Below are 17,317 nucleotides of genomic sequence, written 5' to 3'. Positions count from 1 at the left end.
AAATGATGATGATAAAAAAAAGCTGGTTTACTGCGCTGTTGATCGGGGTGATGCCACTGAGTCAGGCGGCCGATATCCCCACGCCACAGGCGCCTGTGATATCACCGCTGCGCGAGTCCGTGCTCAATTTTGCAAAAATCGCGCCGCCGCCCGGGGCTTTCTCCCTGCGCGGCACCCATCCCGAGGGGCAGATTGAATTTGGCGTGCGCAGCGATGAGGTGGCGACAAAGGCGCTGCTGATGCTGAGTTTCCGCCCGTCACCCGCGCTGCTCCCGACGCTGTCGCACCTGAAAATCTACCTGAATGACGAAATGGTCGGACTGGTGACGCTCACCGCCGAACAGCTGGGAAAAGAGAACCAGGTGGAAGTGCCGATTGACCCGCGTTTTATTGGTGATTTCAACCGCATTCGTTTTGAGCTGGTGGGACATTACACCAACGTCTGCGAAAACCCGGCGTACAGTTCGATCTGGCTGGATATCGGTAAAGAGAGCCGTCTGGAGTTGACGCTGCAAAAGCTGCCGCTGACCAACGATCTTTCACATTTCCCGGAACCGTTCTTCGACAGCCGCGATAACCGTCCGATGTCGCTGCCGGTGGTGTTTGCCTCAGCGCCGGACCTTGCCGAACAGCGTGCGGCGGGTATTCTGGCGTCCTGGTTTGGTACCAAAGCGCAGTGGCGCGGGCAGAACTTCCCGGTGATGTACAACCAGCTGCCGCAGGATCAGCATGCCGTGGTGTTTGCGACCAACGCTAAGCGCCCGGATTTCCTGAAGGATCTTCCGCCGGTGAATAAGCCGACCGTGTCGATCGTCAGCCAGCCAGACAATCCCTATCAGAAAATGCTGCTGGTCATGGGCCGTGACGATAACGATCTGATTATGGCGGTTCAGGGGATCGCGCAGGGGGAGTTGCTGTTACGTGGACAGACGTCCATCGTTGACTCACTGAAACCGCTGGCTGACCGTCAGCCTTACGATGCCCCCAACTGGGTGCGTACCGACCGCGCCACCACCTTCGCGGAATTGCAGCAGTATCAGGGGCAGTTGCAGTCTGATGGCCTGCAACCTTCGCCGCTCAATTTCACCCTCAATCTGCCGCCGGACCTGTTCCTGATCCGCGCGCGTGGGATTGATATGGATCTGCGCTATCGCTACACCTCGCCGATCCTGAACGACAGTTCACGACTGGCCGTTCACCTGAATAATCAGTTTGTTCAGGACTACCCGCTGGTGGTGAAGAAAGACCGCAGTCAGCAGCTGCTACACATTCCGCTGATCCAGGGACTGCAGGATGGCAGTACTAACCTGACGATCCCGGCACTGCGCCTGGATGTGGTCAATCAGCTGCGCTTCGATTTTGACTATGCCCTGACCTTTATTGGTGGAACCGCCGACGGGCGCTGTGAAACGGTGGTGCCGGTTAAAAATCACGTGGTGATCGACGGTAGCTCCACCGTCGACTTCTCGGGTTATCGCCACTTTATCGAAATGCCGTCCCTGCGTGCTTTTGCCTCCGCCGGGTTCCCGTTCAGCCGTCAGGCCGACCTGGCGAAGACCCTGGTACTGGTCAACGCGCAGCCGCAGCCTGAGCAGGTGACCGCAATGCTCGACGCACTGGCCACCATCAGCGCACAGAGTGGCTATCCGGCGATGAAGGTTCGCCTGACTGATAACTGGTCGCAGGCGAAAACAGAGGATGCTGACCTGCTGATGATTGGCAGCCTGCCCGCAGACTTAAAAGATGACAGCAAAATTAATCTGCTGGTGGATGCGGCAAAAAGCTGGGTTAACAAACCGCTGCGTCAGCCGGTACTCAGCAGCGTTGACGGCCCGGCGGTCGATCGGCAGCCGGAAAGCCAGACCACCATTGTTTCCGCCGGGCCGATGGCCGCCGTTGTGGGCTTCCAGTCGCCGTTCTTTGAGCAGCGTAGCGTGGTCGCTCTGCTGGCCGACAGTCCACAGGCCTGGCGACTGCTGGCCGATGCCATGAATGACAGCGGCAAACGGGACGCGATGTTTGGGTCGGTGTCGATTATTCGAGAGTCCGGCGTTAACAGTCTGCGTGTGGGTGAGACCTATTATGTCGGGCACCTGCCGTGGTGGGAGCGCCTGTGGAACCTGCTGGCGACGCACCCGCTGTGGCTGGCAACGCTGGCGGGTGTGGTGGTGATCCTGTTCGCGGTACTGGTCTGGCGCGTGATGCGCGGCATCAGCCGTCGTCGTCTGTACGACGAGGATGACGAAGAGTGATGCGCCCGCTGCATGGGCTGCTGCTGCCTGTTCTCCTGTTGCCGCTCAGTGCCGTTTTTGCGGCGGACAGTGTGGCGCCGGTAGCGTGGCTGTTACAACAGGTGCGTACCGGGGAGGCGACCAATAAGTACGACCTGGTCGCCCAGTCACTCTACCGACTGGACAAAATTGCCCCGGATAACCCGGATGTGCTGGCGGCAAAACTGCGTCTGGCGCTGCGCCAGGGCGATCAGGCCACCGCTGCCCGGCTGATGAGCCAGCTTAATCAGATTGCCCCGTCTTCGGCGGCAGCGCGGCAGGCAGCAGCCAGTATGCTGCTGATCACGCCGGAAGGGCGTCAGCAGTTCCAGCAGGCACGGCTACTGGCGGCGTCAGGTCGGCTGGAGGAAGCCCGGGCCGCCTGGGACCAGCTATTCCACGGCGCGTTTCCGTCAACTGATATTGCGCTGGAGTACTGGCGTCTGGTGGCGCGGCTGCCCGGCCAGCAGGCGCTGGCGCTGGCAGAAATGCAGGCACTGGACGGCCAGGCACCGGGCAATGCAGAGCTACAGCAGTCGATTACTCTGATAAAGCAGGATGTCGGCCGCACACAAGCGGATACCCGTGCCGCGGCGCTGGGCGCACGCGGCCAGGCGCTGACTCAGGCCGGTAACCGTGCGGCTGCCACGACCTGGTTTCGCCAGGCGATCGCTGCTGCCCCGGAGGGTGACGACGTGAGTAAATGGCAGAGCCTGCTGCGTTCGAATCAGTACTGGCTGGCCATTGAACAGGGCGATAAGGCGCTGGCGCAGGGGGATACTCGCGCGGCAGAGCGTTACTACCTGCAGGCACGGCCGCTTGACCCGCGTGACGGCTATGCGCGCATTGGCCTGGGTGATGTGGCGCTGGCCCGTAAGGACAATAGTCAGGCCGAACAGCATTACCGCGAAGCGCTGCGCGTTGAGCCGGGTAACACCACGGCGGTGCGTCGGCTGGCCGCTGTTTATCAGCAACAGTCCCCGCAGCGGGCGCTGGATTTCCTGAATACCCTGCCCGTTGCGCAGCAGCGTGCGCTGGGCGATACCCTTGCCAGTCTGCGTAGCAGTGCGCTCAGTGATGAGGCCGATCGGCTGGGGCAGCAGGGGAAATGGTCGCAGGCAGTAGCAAAATATCGCCAGGCGCAGCCGGATGCCCCGGATGATGTCTGGCTGAATTATCGCTACGCCGGAGCGCTGCGCGAAAACGGCCAGACGGCAGCGGCAGAGGCGGTGATGGCGGCGATGGCCCGGCGCCAGCCGCAGGACCCGGCACAGGTCTATACCTACGGGCTGTGGCTCTCCGGGCGTGATAACGATGATGCCGCGTTGAAGCAGCTAAATACTCTGCCAAAATCCCGGTGGACGCCCGATATTCAGGCGTTGTCAGACCGTCTGGAAAGCCAGCGTCTGCTCGACCAGATTGATGCTCAGATAGCGCAGCAGCAGCCTGCTGATGCGCAGCGTCTGTTACAGGCGTTGCCCCCTGTGGTCAGTGCAGCCAGCCTCAGCAACGGACGCCGGGTGGCGAATGCCTGGGCGAGCATCGGTGAAACCGATCGTGCGCGGACACAGTATGCCGGGCTGAAAGCGCAGGCAGAAAAAGAGAGCCCGTCGGAGCTGAGTGCGCTGGTCCTGCGTGATGCCGCCAGGCTGGAGGCCGCACAGGGCCAGTCCGCGGCCGCACTGAACGATTACCGGCAGGCGATGGTGTCCAGCGGTATTGCTGCACAGCCCCCGGTCGATAACGATACCTTTACCCGGCTGACGCGTAACGATGTGCGCGATGACTGGCTGAAACGGAGTATCCGCAGCGACAGTGCCGACCTGTATAAGCAGCAGGATACGGTGTTCACGCTCGAAGAAGATTACTCGCGTAATAAAGGCACCGGCGGTATTTCAGATTTCACCGCACGTACCACCATGTTGCAGGCGGAAACGCCCTGGGATGAGGGCCGTAGCTGGCTACGACTGGACAATGTCGATGTGTCGGCGGGGACCTTTTCACGCAATAGCAGCGGTAATATCACCGAAAATTTCGGCACCTGCGCCAATGACGATGCGCAGTGCCGCCAGGACGTTAAACAGCACCAGAATGGCACCAGCATCGGCGCAGGATATCGCAGCGATCGCTGGTCAGCCGATCTCGGCACCACCCCACTCGGTTTCGAGGTCACGAACTGGGTAGGGGGCCTGACCTGGAATACCGATATTGATGAGGTGGGTGTTTCGCTGACCGCCTCACGGCGACCGATTTCCAGCTCGTTACTGGCTTTTGCCGGGGCGCGCGACCCGAACCCGGCCAGTGGAAAAACCTGGGGCGGGGTGGTGGCTACCGGGGGTGCCATTGGCCTGAGCTATGACCGGGGTGAGGCACATGGCATCTGGGCCGATATCAGCGCTCATCAGATCGGCGGCACTAACGTGGCGGATAACTCTCGCGAACGCCTGATGAGTGGCTACTACTATAAGTGGATTAACGAGGATAACCGCCGCGCAACGATTGGCCTGAATGGCATGCTGTGGCATTACGCGAAGGATCTCAGCGACTACTCTCTCGGCCAGGGCGGCTACTACAGTCCACAGCGTTATGCGTCAGTGTCAGTGCCTGTCACCTTCCGTCAGCGCACAGAAAACTGGTCATTTGACCTTGGCGGTTCGGTTTCGCTGTCCCACTCAAAAACGCGTGCTCAGCCGCGCTATCCTCTCAGTTTTGGCGACCTGACCCGCGATAATCCGCCGGGCAGTGACGGGGGCGGCAGCGGCGTTGGCTACACGTTACAGGCGCTGGTGGAACGGCGGTTATCGTCACACTGGACGCTGGGGCTCGGGGTGGATATTCAGCAGGCGAAGGATTACACCCCCAGCCACGGATTGATGTATCTGCGCTATTCGATGGCGGGCTGGCAGGGCGATCTGGATATGCCGCCGCAGCCGCTGATCCCCTATGCAGATTTTAAATAATGCGCAGGGAGCCTGAAAAGGGGACAGGAAGACCAGGAAAACCCCTAAACGAACGATTGCGAGGCGTGATAGCTTAAAATACGCTTGCCTTAGGATATACTCGGGACTGTTTTTTTGCCCTATATGCCCTGAATCAGAGATTCGGTGCTTCGGAGAACAGGCTTGCGCGTCAGTCGTTCGTTAACGATTAAGCAAATGGCGACGATTTCCAGCGTTGCAGTCGTGACCATTTGTATTTTTATCGTCATACAGCTTTTTCATTTTGTGCAGCAGCGCAGAATCGACTACGCCCAGCAAATGGAGAACGTGGCACATACCGTTCGCCAGCCGTTGTCACAGGCGGTACTCAAAGCGGATATTCCTCAGGCTGAATATATTCTTAACTCACTGCGTCCGGCCGGTATTCTGGCGCGCGCAGAAGTGGTGCTGCCCAATGGGCTCCAGGCGCTGCATACGGACTTTGAGCCCGAGAAACCGGTGCCACGTTTTATCATGGAGTTGTTTGAGCTGCCGGTGCAAATCACGGTCCCTCTCTATTCTGTCCAACCGGCCAACCCTAAGCCCCTGGCGATACTGGTGTTGCAGGCCGATTCCTGGCGCGTGTATCAGTTTATCCTTAGTGCTGTCTCGACGATGGTCACCGCCTATCTGCTGCTGGCGCTGATCCTCTCTGTCTCTATCAGCTGGTGTATTAATCGGTTGATGGTGCGCCCGCTGCGCAATATTGCCCACGAGCTGCGGGACCTGAGCCTGCAACAGGCGATCGGTCATCAGCTGTCGTTGCCGCGTCATCATCGTGATGATGAAATCGGCATGTTGATCCGCCACTACAACCGTAACCAGAAGATGCTGGCATCGTCCTTTGATGAGATGAGCCACATGAGCACCCATTTTTCTCTCACCGGCCTGCCGAATAAAACGCTGTTCCTGGCGCTGCTGGAGCAGCATCTGCGCGCTGTTGGCCCGGCGGGTATGTTTACTCTGATCGTGGTGCGTATTGAAACGCTGCTGGAGACCAACGGGCTGGTCACCGACGAACAACGTCATGCCATGCTGCTGACGCTGGTGGAGAAAATGCGCGAGTGTATTGATGAGCGTACGGTACTGGCGCAGCTGTCGATCTGCGATTTTGCCCTGCTGGTGAAACGCGCGAATAACCCGTTCCGTGGACTGCGGCTGGCGCGGACTCTGATGGTGCGCCTGAATCAGCCGATCGGTTTGCAGCATATGCAGCTGCGGCCGAATATCAGCGTGGGCATGGTACTGCGTGAAGCCGACAGCCTGAGTGCCGCCGATCTGCTGGCCCGCGCGACCTCGGCCATGGTCTCAGCACGCCATCAGGGGAAAAACCAGATCTTGTTCTTCGACCCGGCATTAACCGAGCGCGCGCAGAAACGGCTCACCCAGGAACATGATATTTTGCAGGGGCTGGAGCAGCAGCAGTTTGCACTGTGGTTGCAGCCGCAAATCGATATGAACAGCGGTAAGCTGGTGGGCGCTGAGGCGCTGCTGCGCCAGCGTCAGCCCGATGGCTCCTGGTGCCTGCCGGAAGATCTGATTACTAACGCGGAGGAGATTGGGGTGATTACCGCGCTGGGCCGCTGGGTGTTTGAAGCCTCCTGCCGCCTCCTGGCCGACTGGCAGCAGCAGGGGATCGAATTGACGCTGAGTGTGAATCTCTCGGCAATCCAACTGCGCGAAGCCACAATGGTCAGTCATTTACAGGAGCTGATTCAGCGTTATGACATCCGTCCTGGTCGTCTGATGCTGGAGATCACTGAAACCGCCCAGATCGGTGAGCCAGAGCAGGCGCTGCACCTTTTGCAGGAATTACAGAAAACCGGCGTTTCCATCGCGCTGGACGATTTCGGTATGGGCTATGCCAATCTGAACTGGCTGAATCAGTTTAAAACGCTGCCGATTAGCAAACTAAAAATGGATCGCAGCTTTGTCGCCGCGTTGCCGAATAATGACAGTATGGTGAGAATTGTTTCTTTCATCGCTGAGATAATGCATCTGGACGTCGTGGCCGAGGGTGTGGAAACCGAAGAGCAGCGTGACTGGCTGCTGGCACGGGGTATCTCTATTGGTCAGGGTTATCTGTATTCAGAGGCGCTGCCGCTGCCGCAATTTGAGCAACGTTATCTGTCACAATCCTGAGACGCGGGTCTACCTTCTACTTTCTTTAGTTATACAACTTTCTGCTGACGTGATTCAGCTCTTATAAATGTCGATTAGGTGGCCCCACGCCGGGCCACCCCGTACCAATCCTGTTAACCGGATGTTACTTTCGCGCTGTCGTTGGACTAAAAAACAACAATTAACGCGGTTAACGGATACCTTTATGAAAACTTCCCTGTTCAAAAGTCTTTATTTCCAGGTACTGACAGCTATCGCCGTCGGTGTTCTGCTCGGGCATTTCTACCCGGAGCTGGGCGCGCAGATGAAGCCGCTGGGTGATGCCTTCGTCAAGCTGATCAAAATGATTATTGCCCCGGTGATCTTCTGTACCGTGGTGACCGGTATTGCCGGTATGGAAAGCATGAAAGCGGTCGGGCGCACCGGTGCCGTGGCGCTACTCTATTTTGAAGTGGTCAGTACCATTGCGCTGATTATCGGCCTGGTGGTAGTGAACGTGTTGCAGCCTGGCGTGGGCATGAACGTTGACCCGGCTACGCTGGATGCTAAAGCGGTGGCGATGTACGCCCAGCAGGCTGAACAGCAGGGCGTGGTGGCATTCCTGCTGGATGTGATCCCGGGCAGCGTCATTGGTGCCTTTGCCAGCGGCAATATTTTGCAGGTGCTGTTGTTCGCGATCCTGTTTGGCTTTGCTCTGCACCGTATGGGCGATAAAGGCACGCTGGTGTTCAACTTTATCGACAGCTTCTCCAAGGTCATTTTCGGCATCATCAATATGATTATGCGCCTGGCACCGATCGGGGCTTTCGGTGCGATGGCCTTCACCATTGGCAAATACGGCGTGGGTTCACTGGTACAGCTCGGCCAACTGATCATCTGCTTCTACATCACCTGCCTGCTGTTTGTGGTGGTGGTGCTGGGGCTGATTGCTCGCGTGGTTGGTTTCAATATCTTCAAATTTATTGCCTATATCAAAGAGGAGCTGCTGATTGTCCTGGGGACGTCCTCTTCTGAGTCGGCGCTGCCACGTATGCTGGATAAAATGGAGAAGCTGGGGTGTAAGAAATCGGTCGTCGGCCTGGTGATACCCACCGGTTACTCCTTCAACCTCGACGGCACCTCGATTTACCTGACGATGGCGGCGGTCTTTATCGCTCAGGCCACCAATAGCCATATGGATATCTGGCATCAGATTACCCTGCTGGTGGTGTTGCTGCTCTCCTCGAAAGGTGCAGCAGGGGTGACCGGCAGTGGTTTTATCGTGCTGGCGGCAACGCTCTCGGCCGTTGGGCACCTGCCGGTGGCGGGCCTGGCACTGATTCTCGGCATTGACCGCTTTATGTCCGAAGCCCGCGCACTGACGAATCTCGTGGGTAACGGCGTGGCGACCGTGGTGGTGGCCAAATGGGTGGGTCAGCTGGACGAAAAGCAGTTAAAAGAGACGTTGAATGCGAGTAAAAAGCAGCAAAAAGTAGCCTGAAACATCGCGATAAGTACTTAATTCACAAAAAATCACCTCAAATGCCCGTCGTGACTTGCCCTCACGGCGGGCATTTGCATAATAACCCTCATATTATTTTATGATTTTTCATTCCGCTGTGTGACATCCTCGTCGATGCGTGGTCTAAGAGCTGTTCCTTTTAAAAACAGTGGCTTTCCGGAGCCATCTGTCACCGTGACAGAATCAGGCCGTAGACCGCCAGTGATAATTATTTGGTTTGTGATTGAGTAGGGGTTCACATGCAGGGCACCAGAATTCGTTTATTGATTGGTGGAATCTTACTGGCAGTGGCCAGTAGCACTGTACAGGCTGAAACACTCCAACCCGATCCTGCCTGGCAGCAGGGCAAACTGGAGAACGGTTTTAGCTGGCAGTTGCTCACCACCCCGCAGCGTCCAAGTGACCGCGTTGAAATTCGCCTGTTAGTTAACACGGGCTCGCTGGTTGAAAGCGCCCAGCAGGCTGGCTACAGTCATCTGTTACCCCGTCTGGCGCTGGTGCATAATGCCACGCTGGATCCGGCGCAGCAGCGCTCACTGTGGCAGCAAAGTATTGATCCGCAGCACCCCCAACCGCCAGCCATCACCTCATACGATTACACGCTTTACAATCTGAGCCTGCCGAATAACCGCCCGGAAATGTTGAAAGAAGCCCTGAACTGGCTGGCGGCAACCGCAGGTAAAATGACGATTAACGATCAGGTGGTGAACACCGCCCTCAATGCTGATGACCCGATTGCCACCTGGCCGGGTAATCCGCAGGATGTCTGGTGGCGTTACCGTCTGAAAGGCTCTTCGATGCTGGCGCATGACCCGGCCGCCGCGGTAAAAACCCCGGTCGATATGGCGCAGCTCTATGCGTTCTATAAGCAGTGGTACACGCCCGATGCCATGACGCTGTTTGTGGTGGGTAACGTTGACAGCCGCAGCCTGGCCGAGCAAATCAATAAAGTGTTCTCCCCGCTGGAGGGCAAGCGCGATCAGCCTTCCGCGATGCCAACGCTTTCGCCGTTGCCACAGCAGCCGGTGAATCTGGTGAACAACGGTATTAGCCAGGATCGTCTGTCGCTGGTGTGGGATACGCCGTGGCAGCCCATCCGCGAATCACAAAACCTGCTGCGCTACTGGCAGAGCGATCTGGCGCGTGAAGCGCTGTTCTGGCATGTGCAGAAAGTCCTGAGTGATAACAAAACCCAGGGAATGCAGGTTGGCTTCGATTGCCGGGTGCTGTATCAGCGCGCCCAGTGTGCCATCAATATGGACGCAGACAACGCGGCACTGAACAACAACCTGGAGCTGATCGCCAAAGAGATGGTCAACGTGCGTGATAAAGGGCTGACTCAGCAGGAGTTCGATGCGTTGATGACGCAGAAGAAAAGTGAACTGACCAAGCTGTTTGCCACCTATGCACGCACCGATACCGATGTTCTGATGAGCCAGCGCCTTCGCTCTCAACAGAACGCAGTGGTGGATATCGCTCCTGAGCAATATCAGAAACTGCGTCAGACTTTCCTGTCAGAGTTAACCCTCGACCAGCTCAACCAGGAGCTACGTCAGCAGTTAACCCAGGATATGACGATGGTGCTGATGCAGCCGCAGGGCGAACCTGAAACCAAGGTGAAGATGTTGCTCGAAAGCTGGCAGAAAATTATGACGCCGATAGCGCCAGTGGCTGCCCCAGCGGACGCGGCACAAACGGACGGCAGCGCACCGGCACAGTGACAGGTGTGATCACGGGGCGGACCCGCTGTTTTGGCCCGCCCGTGATATCACCATTTCCGCGCGCGTAGCCATTCGTTGACCAGCATCGGCCAGCTGGCGAGCGGCAGGTCGGCCACGTTGCGAATGCCAAAGCCGTGGCCGCCTTTTTCATAGAAGTGCAGCTCGCACGGCACCTGATGTTCACGCAAAGCGCTAAACATCACCATGCTGTTATTCACCGGGACTGACGCGTCATCAACGGCGTGGATCAGCAGCGTCTGCGGTGTGTTATCGCTCACGCGATTCTCCATTGAGTACGCGTCAATTTCCTTCTGGCCTGGGTTTTCACCCAGCAGTTGCAGACGCGACCCGCTATGAGCCAGCCCGTCACGCATACTGATGACCGGATAGATCAGTACCAGCGCATCGGGGCGCGGAGAGCGCGCATCAGCAGCATCCTGCACCGGATAGAGTTTTTCACCGAAACGCGTTCCCAGACTGGCGGCGACATGCCCTCCGGCTGAGAAACCCATCATGACAATTTTCTCACCATTGCGGCCACGCAGCGCACGTTCACGCAGCACTCTGACGGCGCGCTGGGCATCGGCCAGTGGCGCATCAGCACCTTCATGGTGACCATCTGCGGGCAGACGATAGGTCATGACCGCCAGCGTATAGCCCATAGAGGTAAAGAACATCGCCAGGGCGCTGCCCTCTTTATCGATCATGATGCGCTGGTAACCGCCGCCAGGGGCGACCAGCAGCGTGATGCCGTTCGACTGTTCCGGGTACCACACCGCCAGCTCCGGACAGCGGACGCCGCTGGCAGCACGGTCGAAGGGCTCATAAGGTTTGGCCAAATCAATAATCTGCGGCTGCGCCCGTGAATCGCTGGCGCCTGGCGCATCGCCGTGTGGCCAGAGGTTGAAAATTTCTGCGTTCATAGGCGCCTCAATATTATTGCTGCAACAATAATTAGAAATTATAGAAGCCGTAGAAAAAAGGAAGGTGATATTTATCACGGCGTATTGAACAGAAACTGTGCCGCTTTATTTTTCCGCCGTCTACTATTTCACCTCATCGGTAATCAATTTCGGAATATACTCAATTCTTTCTTTTTTCCGGCCTGATGCACTGTCATTGCTGCTCTGGGCGGCTTTTACATTAGATTTTTTTAAATATTGACCTAAACACAAACTATTTATGCGGCTGCTGTTTTTACTCATTAATAATGGTTCTTTGCTCAGGAACTTTCCCCGGTAATAATTTGACTTAATATTATTGATTCATCAGAACGGCATATTTTACTGTCAGAGACTATGCTGTCAGACGGAATCTGAACGGAGAGTGAAGATGAAACGCAGTGTGCGTTATATCCTGATTTTATGTCTGGGGATGTTCGTCAGTTTGCCCCTGTTTGCGCAGCAGTATGCGTTTCTCAACCAGGATGACCTGGTGCTGAATAAAACGCGGTTGCAGCAGCAGCAGGCACCCACGCTGACACTGAAAGCCTGGCATCAGCTACAGCACGAGGCCGATAAGGCGCTGGTTGCGCCACTGCTGAGCGTGACAGAGAAAGGGCTTACGCCTCCCAGCGGTTCAAAACACGATTACCTGAGCCTCAGTGCCTACTGGTGGCCAGATGACGCGTCTCCGGATGGGCTGCCGTGGGTACGCCGTGACGGTAAAATCAACCCTTCAACCAAGAACAATGACAGCGACGGTGTGCGGCTGGCGACGTTTACCGCCCGGGTACAGACCCTGACGCTGGCCTGGTATTTCTCCGGCGATGAACGGTATGCCGATCGCGCGATCGCCCTGATCCGCCACTGGTTTCTCGATCCTGCCACGCGGATGAACCCTAACCTGAACTGGGCCCAGAGCGTACCGGGCAAGGCGGAAGGGCGGCGATCCGGCGTGCTCGATGGACGTTACTTTGCCACGCGGATTGTGGATTCCCTGCTGATGCTGCGCACCGCGCCTGGCTGGCGTGCGCAGGATGAACAGCAGATGCAGCAGTGGATGAGTGATTACCTGCACTGGCTACAGACCAGCAAACAGGGTAAGGGGGAAGCGCAGGCGGAGAATAATCACGGTAGCTGGTACAACGTGCAGGTGGCGGGTATTGCCTGGTATCTGCAACGGCCTGAGGCGATCACACCCATGCTGGAGCAGGCAAAAAAACGCATGAATCACCAGATTGCTGCCGATGGCAGCCAGCCGAAAGAGCTGGCACGCACCCGATCTTTCCACTACAGCTGGTTTAATTTGCAGGCACTGACCGCGCTGGCCACGGTGGCGCAGAACAGTCATACCGGCGATCTGTGGCATTACCGTACCCCGCAGCAGGCCAGCCTGCTGACAGCGCTGGATTTTATGGCACCGTACAGCGGCAACAACAAAATCTGGCCCTACCACAGCCTTGACCGTATTGGCGTGCGCCTGATCCCGTTGCTGTCGCAGGCCGATAATCAGCGTAATAGCGATCGCTATCAGGCGGCGATCCGTCAGGCTAACTGGGATCTGCCCAATGGCGGAGAAGGGCGCGGGGCAACGATCTCCGCACTACGTGATACCTGGCTGCTGGCCGTGCCGCGCGTTAGCGAGGCGCAGGCATCCGCTCACGGGGAATAATCGCCCCGCGATGCTGGATCACCGTACTGGCGGTGAGGTGGCCGCGCTGTGCGGCTTCGGTTGCGCTCCCGCCAGTCAGACGTACGGCGAGGTAGCCAGCGCTGAAGGAGTCACCTGCTGCCGTGGTATCAACTATCGCTGATGCCGGCAGACGCACCGCGGGGATCTCCAGCAGCGGCTCGCTGCCATTCGCTACCAGGCAGGCATCGGCACCGCGTTTAATCACAATCTCACTGACGCCCGCCTGCTGCGTGCGTGCAATCACGTCTGCTACGCTGGCTTCGCCCCACAGCAGGGTTTCATCGTCCAGCGTCAGGAACGCGATATCGGTGCAGGCGAGGATTGCCTGATAGGCACTCTGCGCCTCTTGCGGGTTCTGCCACAGGCGTGGGCGGTAGTTATTATCGAAAATAATCTTGCCGCCGTTTTTGCGGCACGCGGCCAGCAGGGCGTAGAGGGTTTCCCGGCTCTCTGGGCTTAAGATCGCGAGGCTGATCCCGCTCAGATAGAGATAGTCATAATGGGCCAGCTGCTGACAGATCGCTTCTGCACGCTCGCCTTCCAGCCAGTAACGCGCGGCAGCATCGTTGCGCCAGTAGTAAAACGTACGCTCACCCTGCGGGTCGGTTTCAATCACATACAGGCCTGGCAGTTTGTTCTTCATGCGCTGGATCAGGCCGGTCTGTAGCGACTCGCTTTGCCAGGCGGCGATCATCTCACTGCTGAAGCTGTCCTGACCCAATGCGGTCACATAATCCACCCGCAGCGCCTGCTCTGGTACCTGGCGAGCTACGTACACCGCGGTATTCAGCGTATCGCCACCAAATCCCCGGCTCATATCGCGACCCTGCTGGGAGAGTTCAATCATACATTCGCCGATCACGGCCAGTTTCTGTTGCGTCATGGTCATTCGCTCAATGAAAAGTCTGCGTTCAGTCTCGCTGCGTGCGGGGCAACAGTCAATGATTTAAAACGATGTTTTAATTTTATTGTGACGTGGGTTTAGTCCGGGCCAACTGATGATAAAACGCCCTAAACAGCGCCTGTTTTAGCGATTGAAAGGGCAAAAGATGGGTAATCTTAGCAAGGCTAACGTGGCTGTATGTCGATAAAGTTCTCAGGGACAGTGCCGATACTTGCAACACGGGATGCCATACGAAGGCGGTCTCACAAATAAAGGATCATAATAATGGTGCTGAATAGCCTCAGTCACCGGTTACCGAACGCAATCGTCGAACAAGAGCAGCTTAAAGAACCTGTTTACTGGCAACAGTGTCAGCGTTCCTATAACTTCCAGCCGATTTACCGGGTAGACGGTAGCCTGATGGCAATTGAGTTGCTCACAGCGGTGTTTCACCCATCCGCGCCGAGCCAGAGAGTTTCGCCGGAGCTTTATTTTGCAACGCTTGAGATCCCTCAACGCCTGCATATTGTGGCCGAGCAGCTGACGCTGCTGGCTAAATGGGAAAGAAAATTTGCCAGTACTAACATCGTCGCCTCCGTCAATATCGACGGGCCAACGCTGTTGGAAATCCAGCATAACAGAACCGTTCGTCAGTTAATTGCACGCTGCCCGTGGGTGCGTTTTGAACTGGTCGAGCACCATGTGTTGCCACAGGAAGTGATTGTTGCGCAGATGCCTGAACTGGGGCCGCTGTGGCTGGATGACTTCGGCTCCGGCATGGCGAACTTCTCCGCGCTGACCGAACTGAAGTACGACTACATCAAGCTCGCACGCGAGCTGTTTATCCTGCTGCGTGAAAGCGAAGAGGGCCGAAATCTGTTTGGAATGCTGCTGGCCCTGATCAATCGCTACTGCAAAGGGGTGATTGTTGAAGGGGTAGAAACACCTGAAGAGTGGGAGCAGGTACGTAACTCTCCTGCCTATGCTGCACAGGGGTATTTCTTTGCCCGTCCTATGCCGTTTGAACAGCTTGAGGCATTGCCGCTGAACCTCGTCTGATCCCATGTGCTGTCGTCTCGACTATCTTTAACCAGAGACGGATAGCCATCAAGGAGACGACGAATGTCGCGTACGGGGAAAGTCATTAGCTGGATTGCCGGGATTTTTGTGCTGTTGGTGGTGGTGATGGTCATTGTGATCGCCACCTTCGACTGGAATCGCCTGAAGCCCACCATCAACCAGAAAGTTTCTGCCGAGATTAACCGCCCGTTTGCCATTCGTGGCGATCTGGGTGTGGCGTGGGAGCGCAACCGCAGCGAACCTGGCTGGCGTCGTTGGGTGCCCTGGCCGCACGTCCATGCCCAGGACATTATGCTGGGTAACCCTCCTGACATTCCTGATGTCACCATGCTGCATCTGGCGCGTATCGACGCCACTCTCTCACCCCTGGCGCTGCTGAGTAAGCAGGTGTATCTGCCGTGGATCAAACTGCAACAACCGACCGCAAAGCTGGTGCAAACGGCCGACCGCAAAAATAACTGGACGTTTAACCTCGCGGGCAGTGACTCAAAACAGGAAAATCAGCCGCCTTCCGCATGGTCGTTCCGTCTGGATAATATCGTTTTTGACCAGGGGAACATCGCTTATCGTGATGCGATCAATAAGGCGGATGTGCAGATCACCGTCGATCCGCTGGGTAAACCGGTGCCTTATGCCCAGTTGGCAGGAGGCAACGACCAGCAAAAAGGGGCGGCAGATTTTGTCTTCGGCTGGCGAGTCAGCGGGACGTACAACAACGAGAAACTGAACGGTGACGGCAAAATGGGCGGCATGCTGTCGTTACGCAGCCAGAATACGCCATTCCCGATTCAGGCTGATATCCGCAGTGGCACCACGCGCGTGCGGGTGGCGGGGACCGTGCAGGACCCGATGAACCTCGGCGGGGTAGATATTCGCCTGCGTTTCTCCGGTGATACCCTGGCCAACCTCTATGGGTTGACGGGCGTTCTGCTGCCGGATACGCCGCCGTATGAAACGGATGGCCATCTGACGGCGCGTTTCCAGCAGGCCGCCGGTGCGGTGTTTCGCTATCAGGGCTTTAACGGCCATATCGGCGACAGCGATATTCATGGTTCCCTGACCTACAGTCAGAGCAAACCCCGACCTAAGCTGGAAGGGACGCTGGAGTCGCGTCAGCTGCGTATGGCCGATCTCGGCCCGCTGATTGGCGTCAATTCCGGTAAAGGCAGTGAAAAGACCGAAAAGGCCAAGGCACAACGTGGAGAGGCCGCCACGCAGCCCGCCGATCGCGTGCTGCCGCATGATAAGTTCGACACGAAAAACTGGGATGTGATGGATGCGGATGTGACATTCAAAGGTCGGCGCATAGAGCACAGCAGCTCATTGCCGATCAGCGATCTTTCCACTCATCTGATCCTGAAAAACGGCGATCTGCGCCTCGACCCGCTGCGCTTCGGCATGGCGGGAGGAAACCTGAATGCCAGCGTCCGGCTGGAAGGCGACAAATCGCCAATGCAGGGACGCGTGGATCTCCATGCCCGCAATCTGAAGCTGCGGCAGCTGTTCCCGGGCGTGGAAGCGATGCAGAGTGCGCTTGGCCAGATGAACGGTGATGCGACGCTGAGCGGGCGCGGTAATTCAGTGGCCGATTTGCTGGCAACCAGCAACGGTGACCTGAAGCTGCTGATGAACGATGGCCTGATCAGCCGCAGTCTGATGGAAATTGTGGGTCTGAACGTGGGTAACTACGTGGTGGGTAAGCTGTTTGGTGATGATGAAGTGAAAATCAACTGCGCGGCCGCCAATCTTCAGGTGAACAACGGGCTGGCCTCGTCACGGTTGTTTGTCTTCGATACTGAAAACGCGATTATCAATATTACCGGCACCACCAATTTTGCTAACGAACGGCTGGATCTGTCGATTAACCCGGACAGCAAAGGCATCAGGATTATCACGCTGCGCTCACCGCTGTATGTGCGTGGCACCTTTAAAAATCCCGATGCCGGTGTGAAACCCGGGCCACTGATTGCTCGTGGTGCGGCGGCGGTGGCATTAGGTGCCGTGGTGGCCCCGGCAGCGGCGCTGCTGGCGCTGATCTCACCGAGTGACAACGACGATAATCAATGCAGCCGCGTATTGCAGCAGATGAAAAGTGGGAAATAACGTCGTGCAGGGCGGATATTGATAAG

The 17,317-nt window shown here is 57.1% G+C and carries 11 protein-coding genes; 8 read left to right on the top strand and 3 right to left on the bottom strand.

What is annotated here, in order from left to right; all coding sequences use genetic code 11:
* Positions 1 to 5: 5 nt before the first annotated feature.
* The 5 genes from bcsB to FY046_RS19375 all read left to right on the top strand — a co-directional run bounded on the left by bcsB (position 6) and on the right by FY046_RS19375 (position 10,591).
* Positions 6 to 2,252 carry a cellulose biosynthesis cyclic di-GMP-binding regulatory protein BcsB gene (bcsB, locus tag FY046_RS19395; protein WP_446186403.1) on the top strand — a complete coding sequence of 749 codons (2,247 nt, stop codon included), beginning with the start codon at positions 6 to 8 and terminating at the stop codon, positions 2,250 to 2,252.
* The gene (locus tag FY046_RS19390) at positions 2,252 to 5,230 is read left to right on the top strand and encodes a cellulose synthase subunit BcsC-related outer membrane protein (RefSeq protein ID WP_159338352.1); all 2,979 of its coding nucleotides are present in this window, start codon (positions 2,252 to 2,254) and stop codon (positions 5,228 to 5,230) included. Before bcsB ends, FY046_RS19390 begins: the two co-directional genes overlap by 1 nt.
* Before the next feature lie 162 nt (positions 5,231 to 5,392).
* A complete protein-coding gene (gene hmsP, locus FY046_RS19385; protein ID WP_167864191.1) occupies positions 5,393 to 7,390 on the top strand; it encodes a biofilm formation regulator HmsP in 1,998 nt (665 codons plus the stop codon).
* Between the two features lie 184 nt (positions 7,391 to 7,574).
* Entirely contained in the window at positions 7,575 to 8,849 is a 1,275-nt protein-coding gene (locus FY046_RS19380; RefSeq protein ID WP_133844594.1) for a dicarboxylate/amino acid:cation symporter, read from the top strand.
* Positions 8,850 to 9,109: 260 nt separating this feature from the next.
* Complete coding sequence (locus FY046_RS19375) at positions 9,110 to 10,591, top strand: M16 family metallopeptidase (RefSeq protein WP_167864192.1); 1,482 nt, start codon at positions 9,110 to 9,112, stop codon at positions 10,589 to 10,591.
* 47 nt (positions 10,592 to 10,638) lie between these two features.
* Here FY046_RS19375 and FY046_RS19370 read toward each other — a convergent pair whose 3' ends face one another.
* Positions 10,639 to 11,514 (bottom strand): alpha/beta hydrolase, encoded by an 876-nt coding sequence (locus FY046_RS19370; RefSeq protein ID WP_133844590.1) that lies wholly within the window; start codon positions 11,512 to 11,514, stop codon positions 10,639 to 10,641.
* A gap of 123 nt (positions 11,515 to 11,637) precedes the next feature.
* Entirely contained in the window at positions 11,638 to 11,796 is a 159-nt protein-coding gene (locus FY046_RS19365; RefSeq protein ID WP_159338354.1) for a hypothetical protein, read from the bottom strand.
* Positions 11,797 to 11,923: 127 nt separating this feature from the next.
* Here FY046_RS19365 and FY046_RS19360 point away from each other — a divergent pair, with 127 nt between their 5' ends.
* Positions 11,924 to 13,204 (top strand): alginate lyase family protein, encoded by a 1,281-nt coding sequence (locus FY046_RS19360; RefSeq protein WP_167864193.1) that lies wholly within the window; start codon positions 11,924 to 11,926, stop codon positions 13,202 to 13,204.
* On the opposite strand, the gene FY046_RS19355 is transcribed toward FY046_RS19360, so the two are convergent.
* Positions 13,170 to 14,108, bottom strand: coding sequence for a sugar kinase (locus FY046_RS19355; RefSeq protein ID WP_167864194.1), 939 nt, complete (start codon positions 14,106 to 14,108; stop codon positions 13,170 to 13,172). The two genes, FY046_RS19360 and FY046_RS19355, sit on opposite strands and share 35 nt — an antisense overlap.
* Positions 14,109 to 14,393: 285 nt before the next feature.
* Between FY046_RS19355 and pdeH the strand changes: the two genes are divergently transcribed.
* A complete protein-coding gene (gene pdeH, locus FY046_RS19350; protein ID WP_133844583.1) occupies positions 14,394 to 15,167 on the top strand; it encodes a cyclic-guanylate-specific phosphodiesterase in 774 nt (257 codons plus the stop codon).
* 63 nt (positions 15,168 to 15,230) lie between these two features.
* Positions 15,231 to 17,291, top strand: coding sequence for an AsmA family protein (locus tag FY046_RS19345; protein WP_133844580.1), 2,061 nt, complete (start codon positions 15,231 to 15,233; stop codon positions 17,289 to 17,291).
* The last annotated feature ends 26 nt before the right edge of the window (positions 17,292 to 17,317 follow it).

This window comes from Erwinia sp. 1181_3, assembly GCF_052824965.1.
The sequence above is the reverse complement of the archived record's forward strand: the minus strand, read 5'-3'. Positions and strand labels throughout refer to the sequence as shown.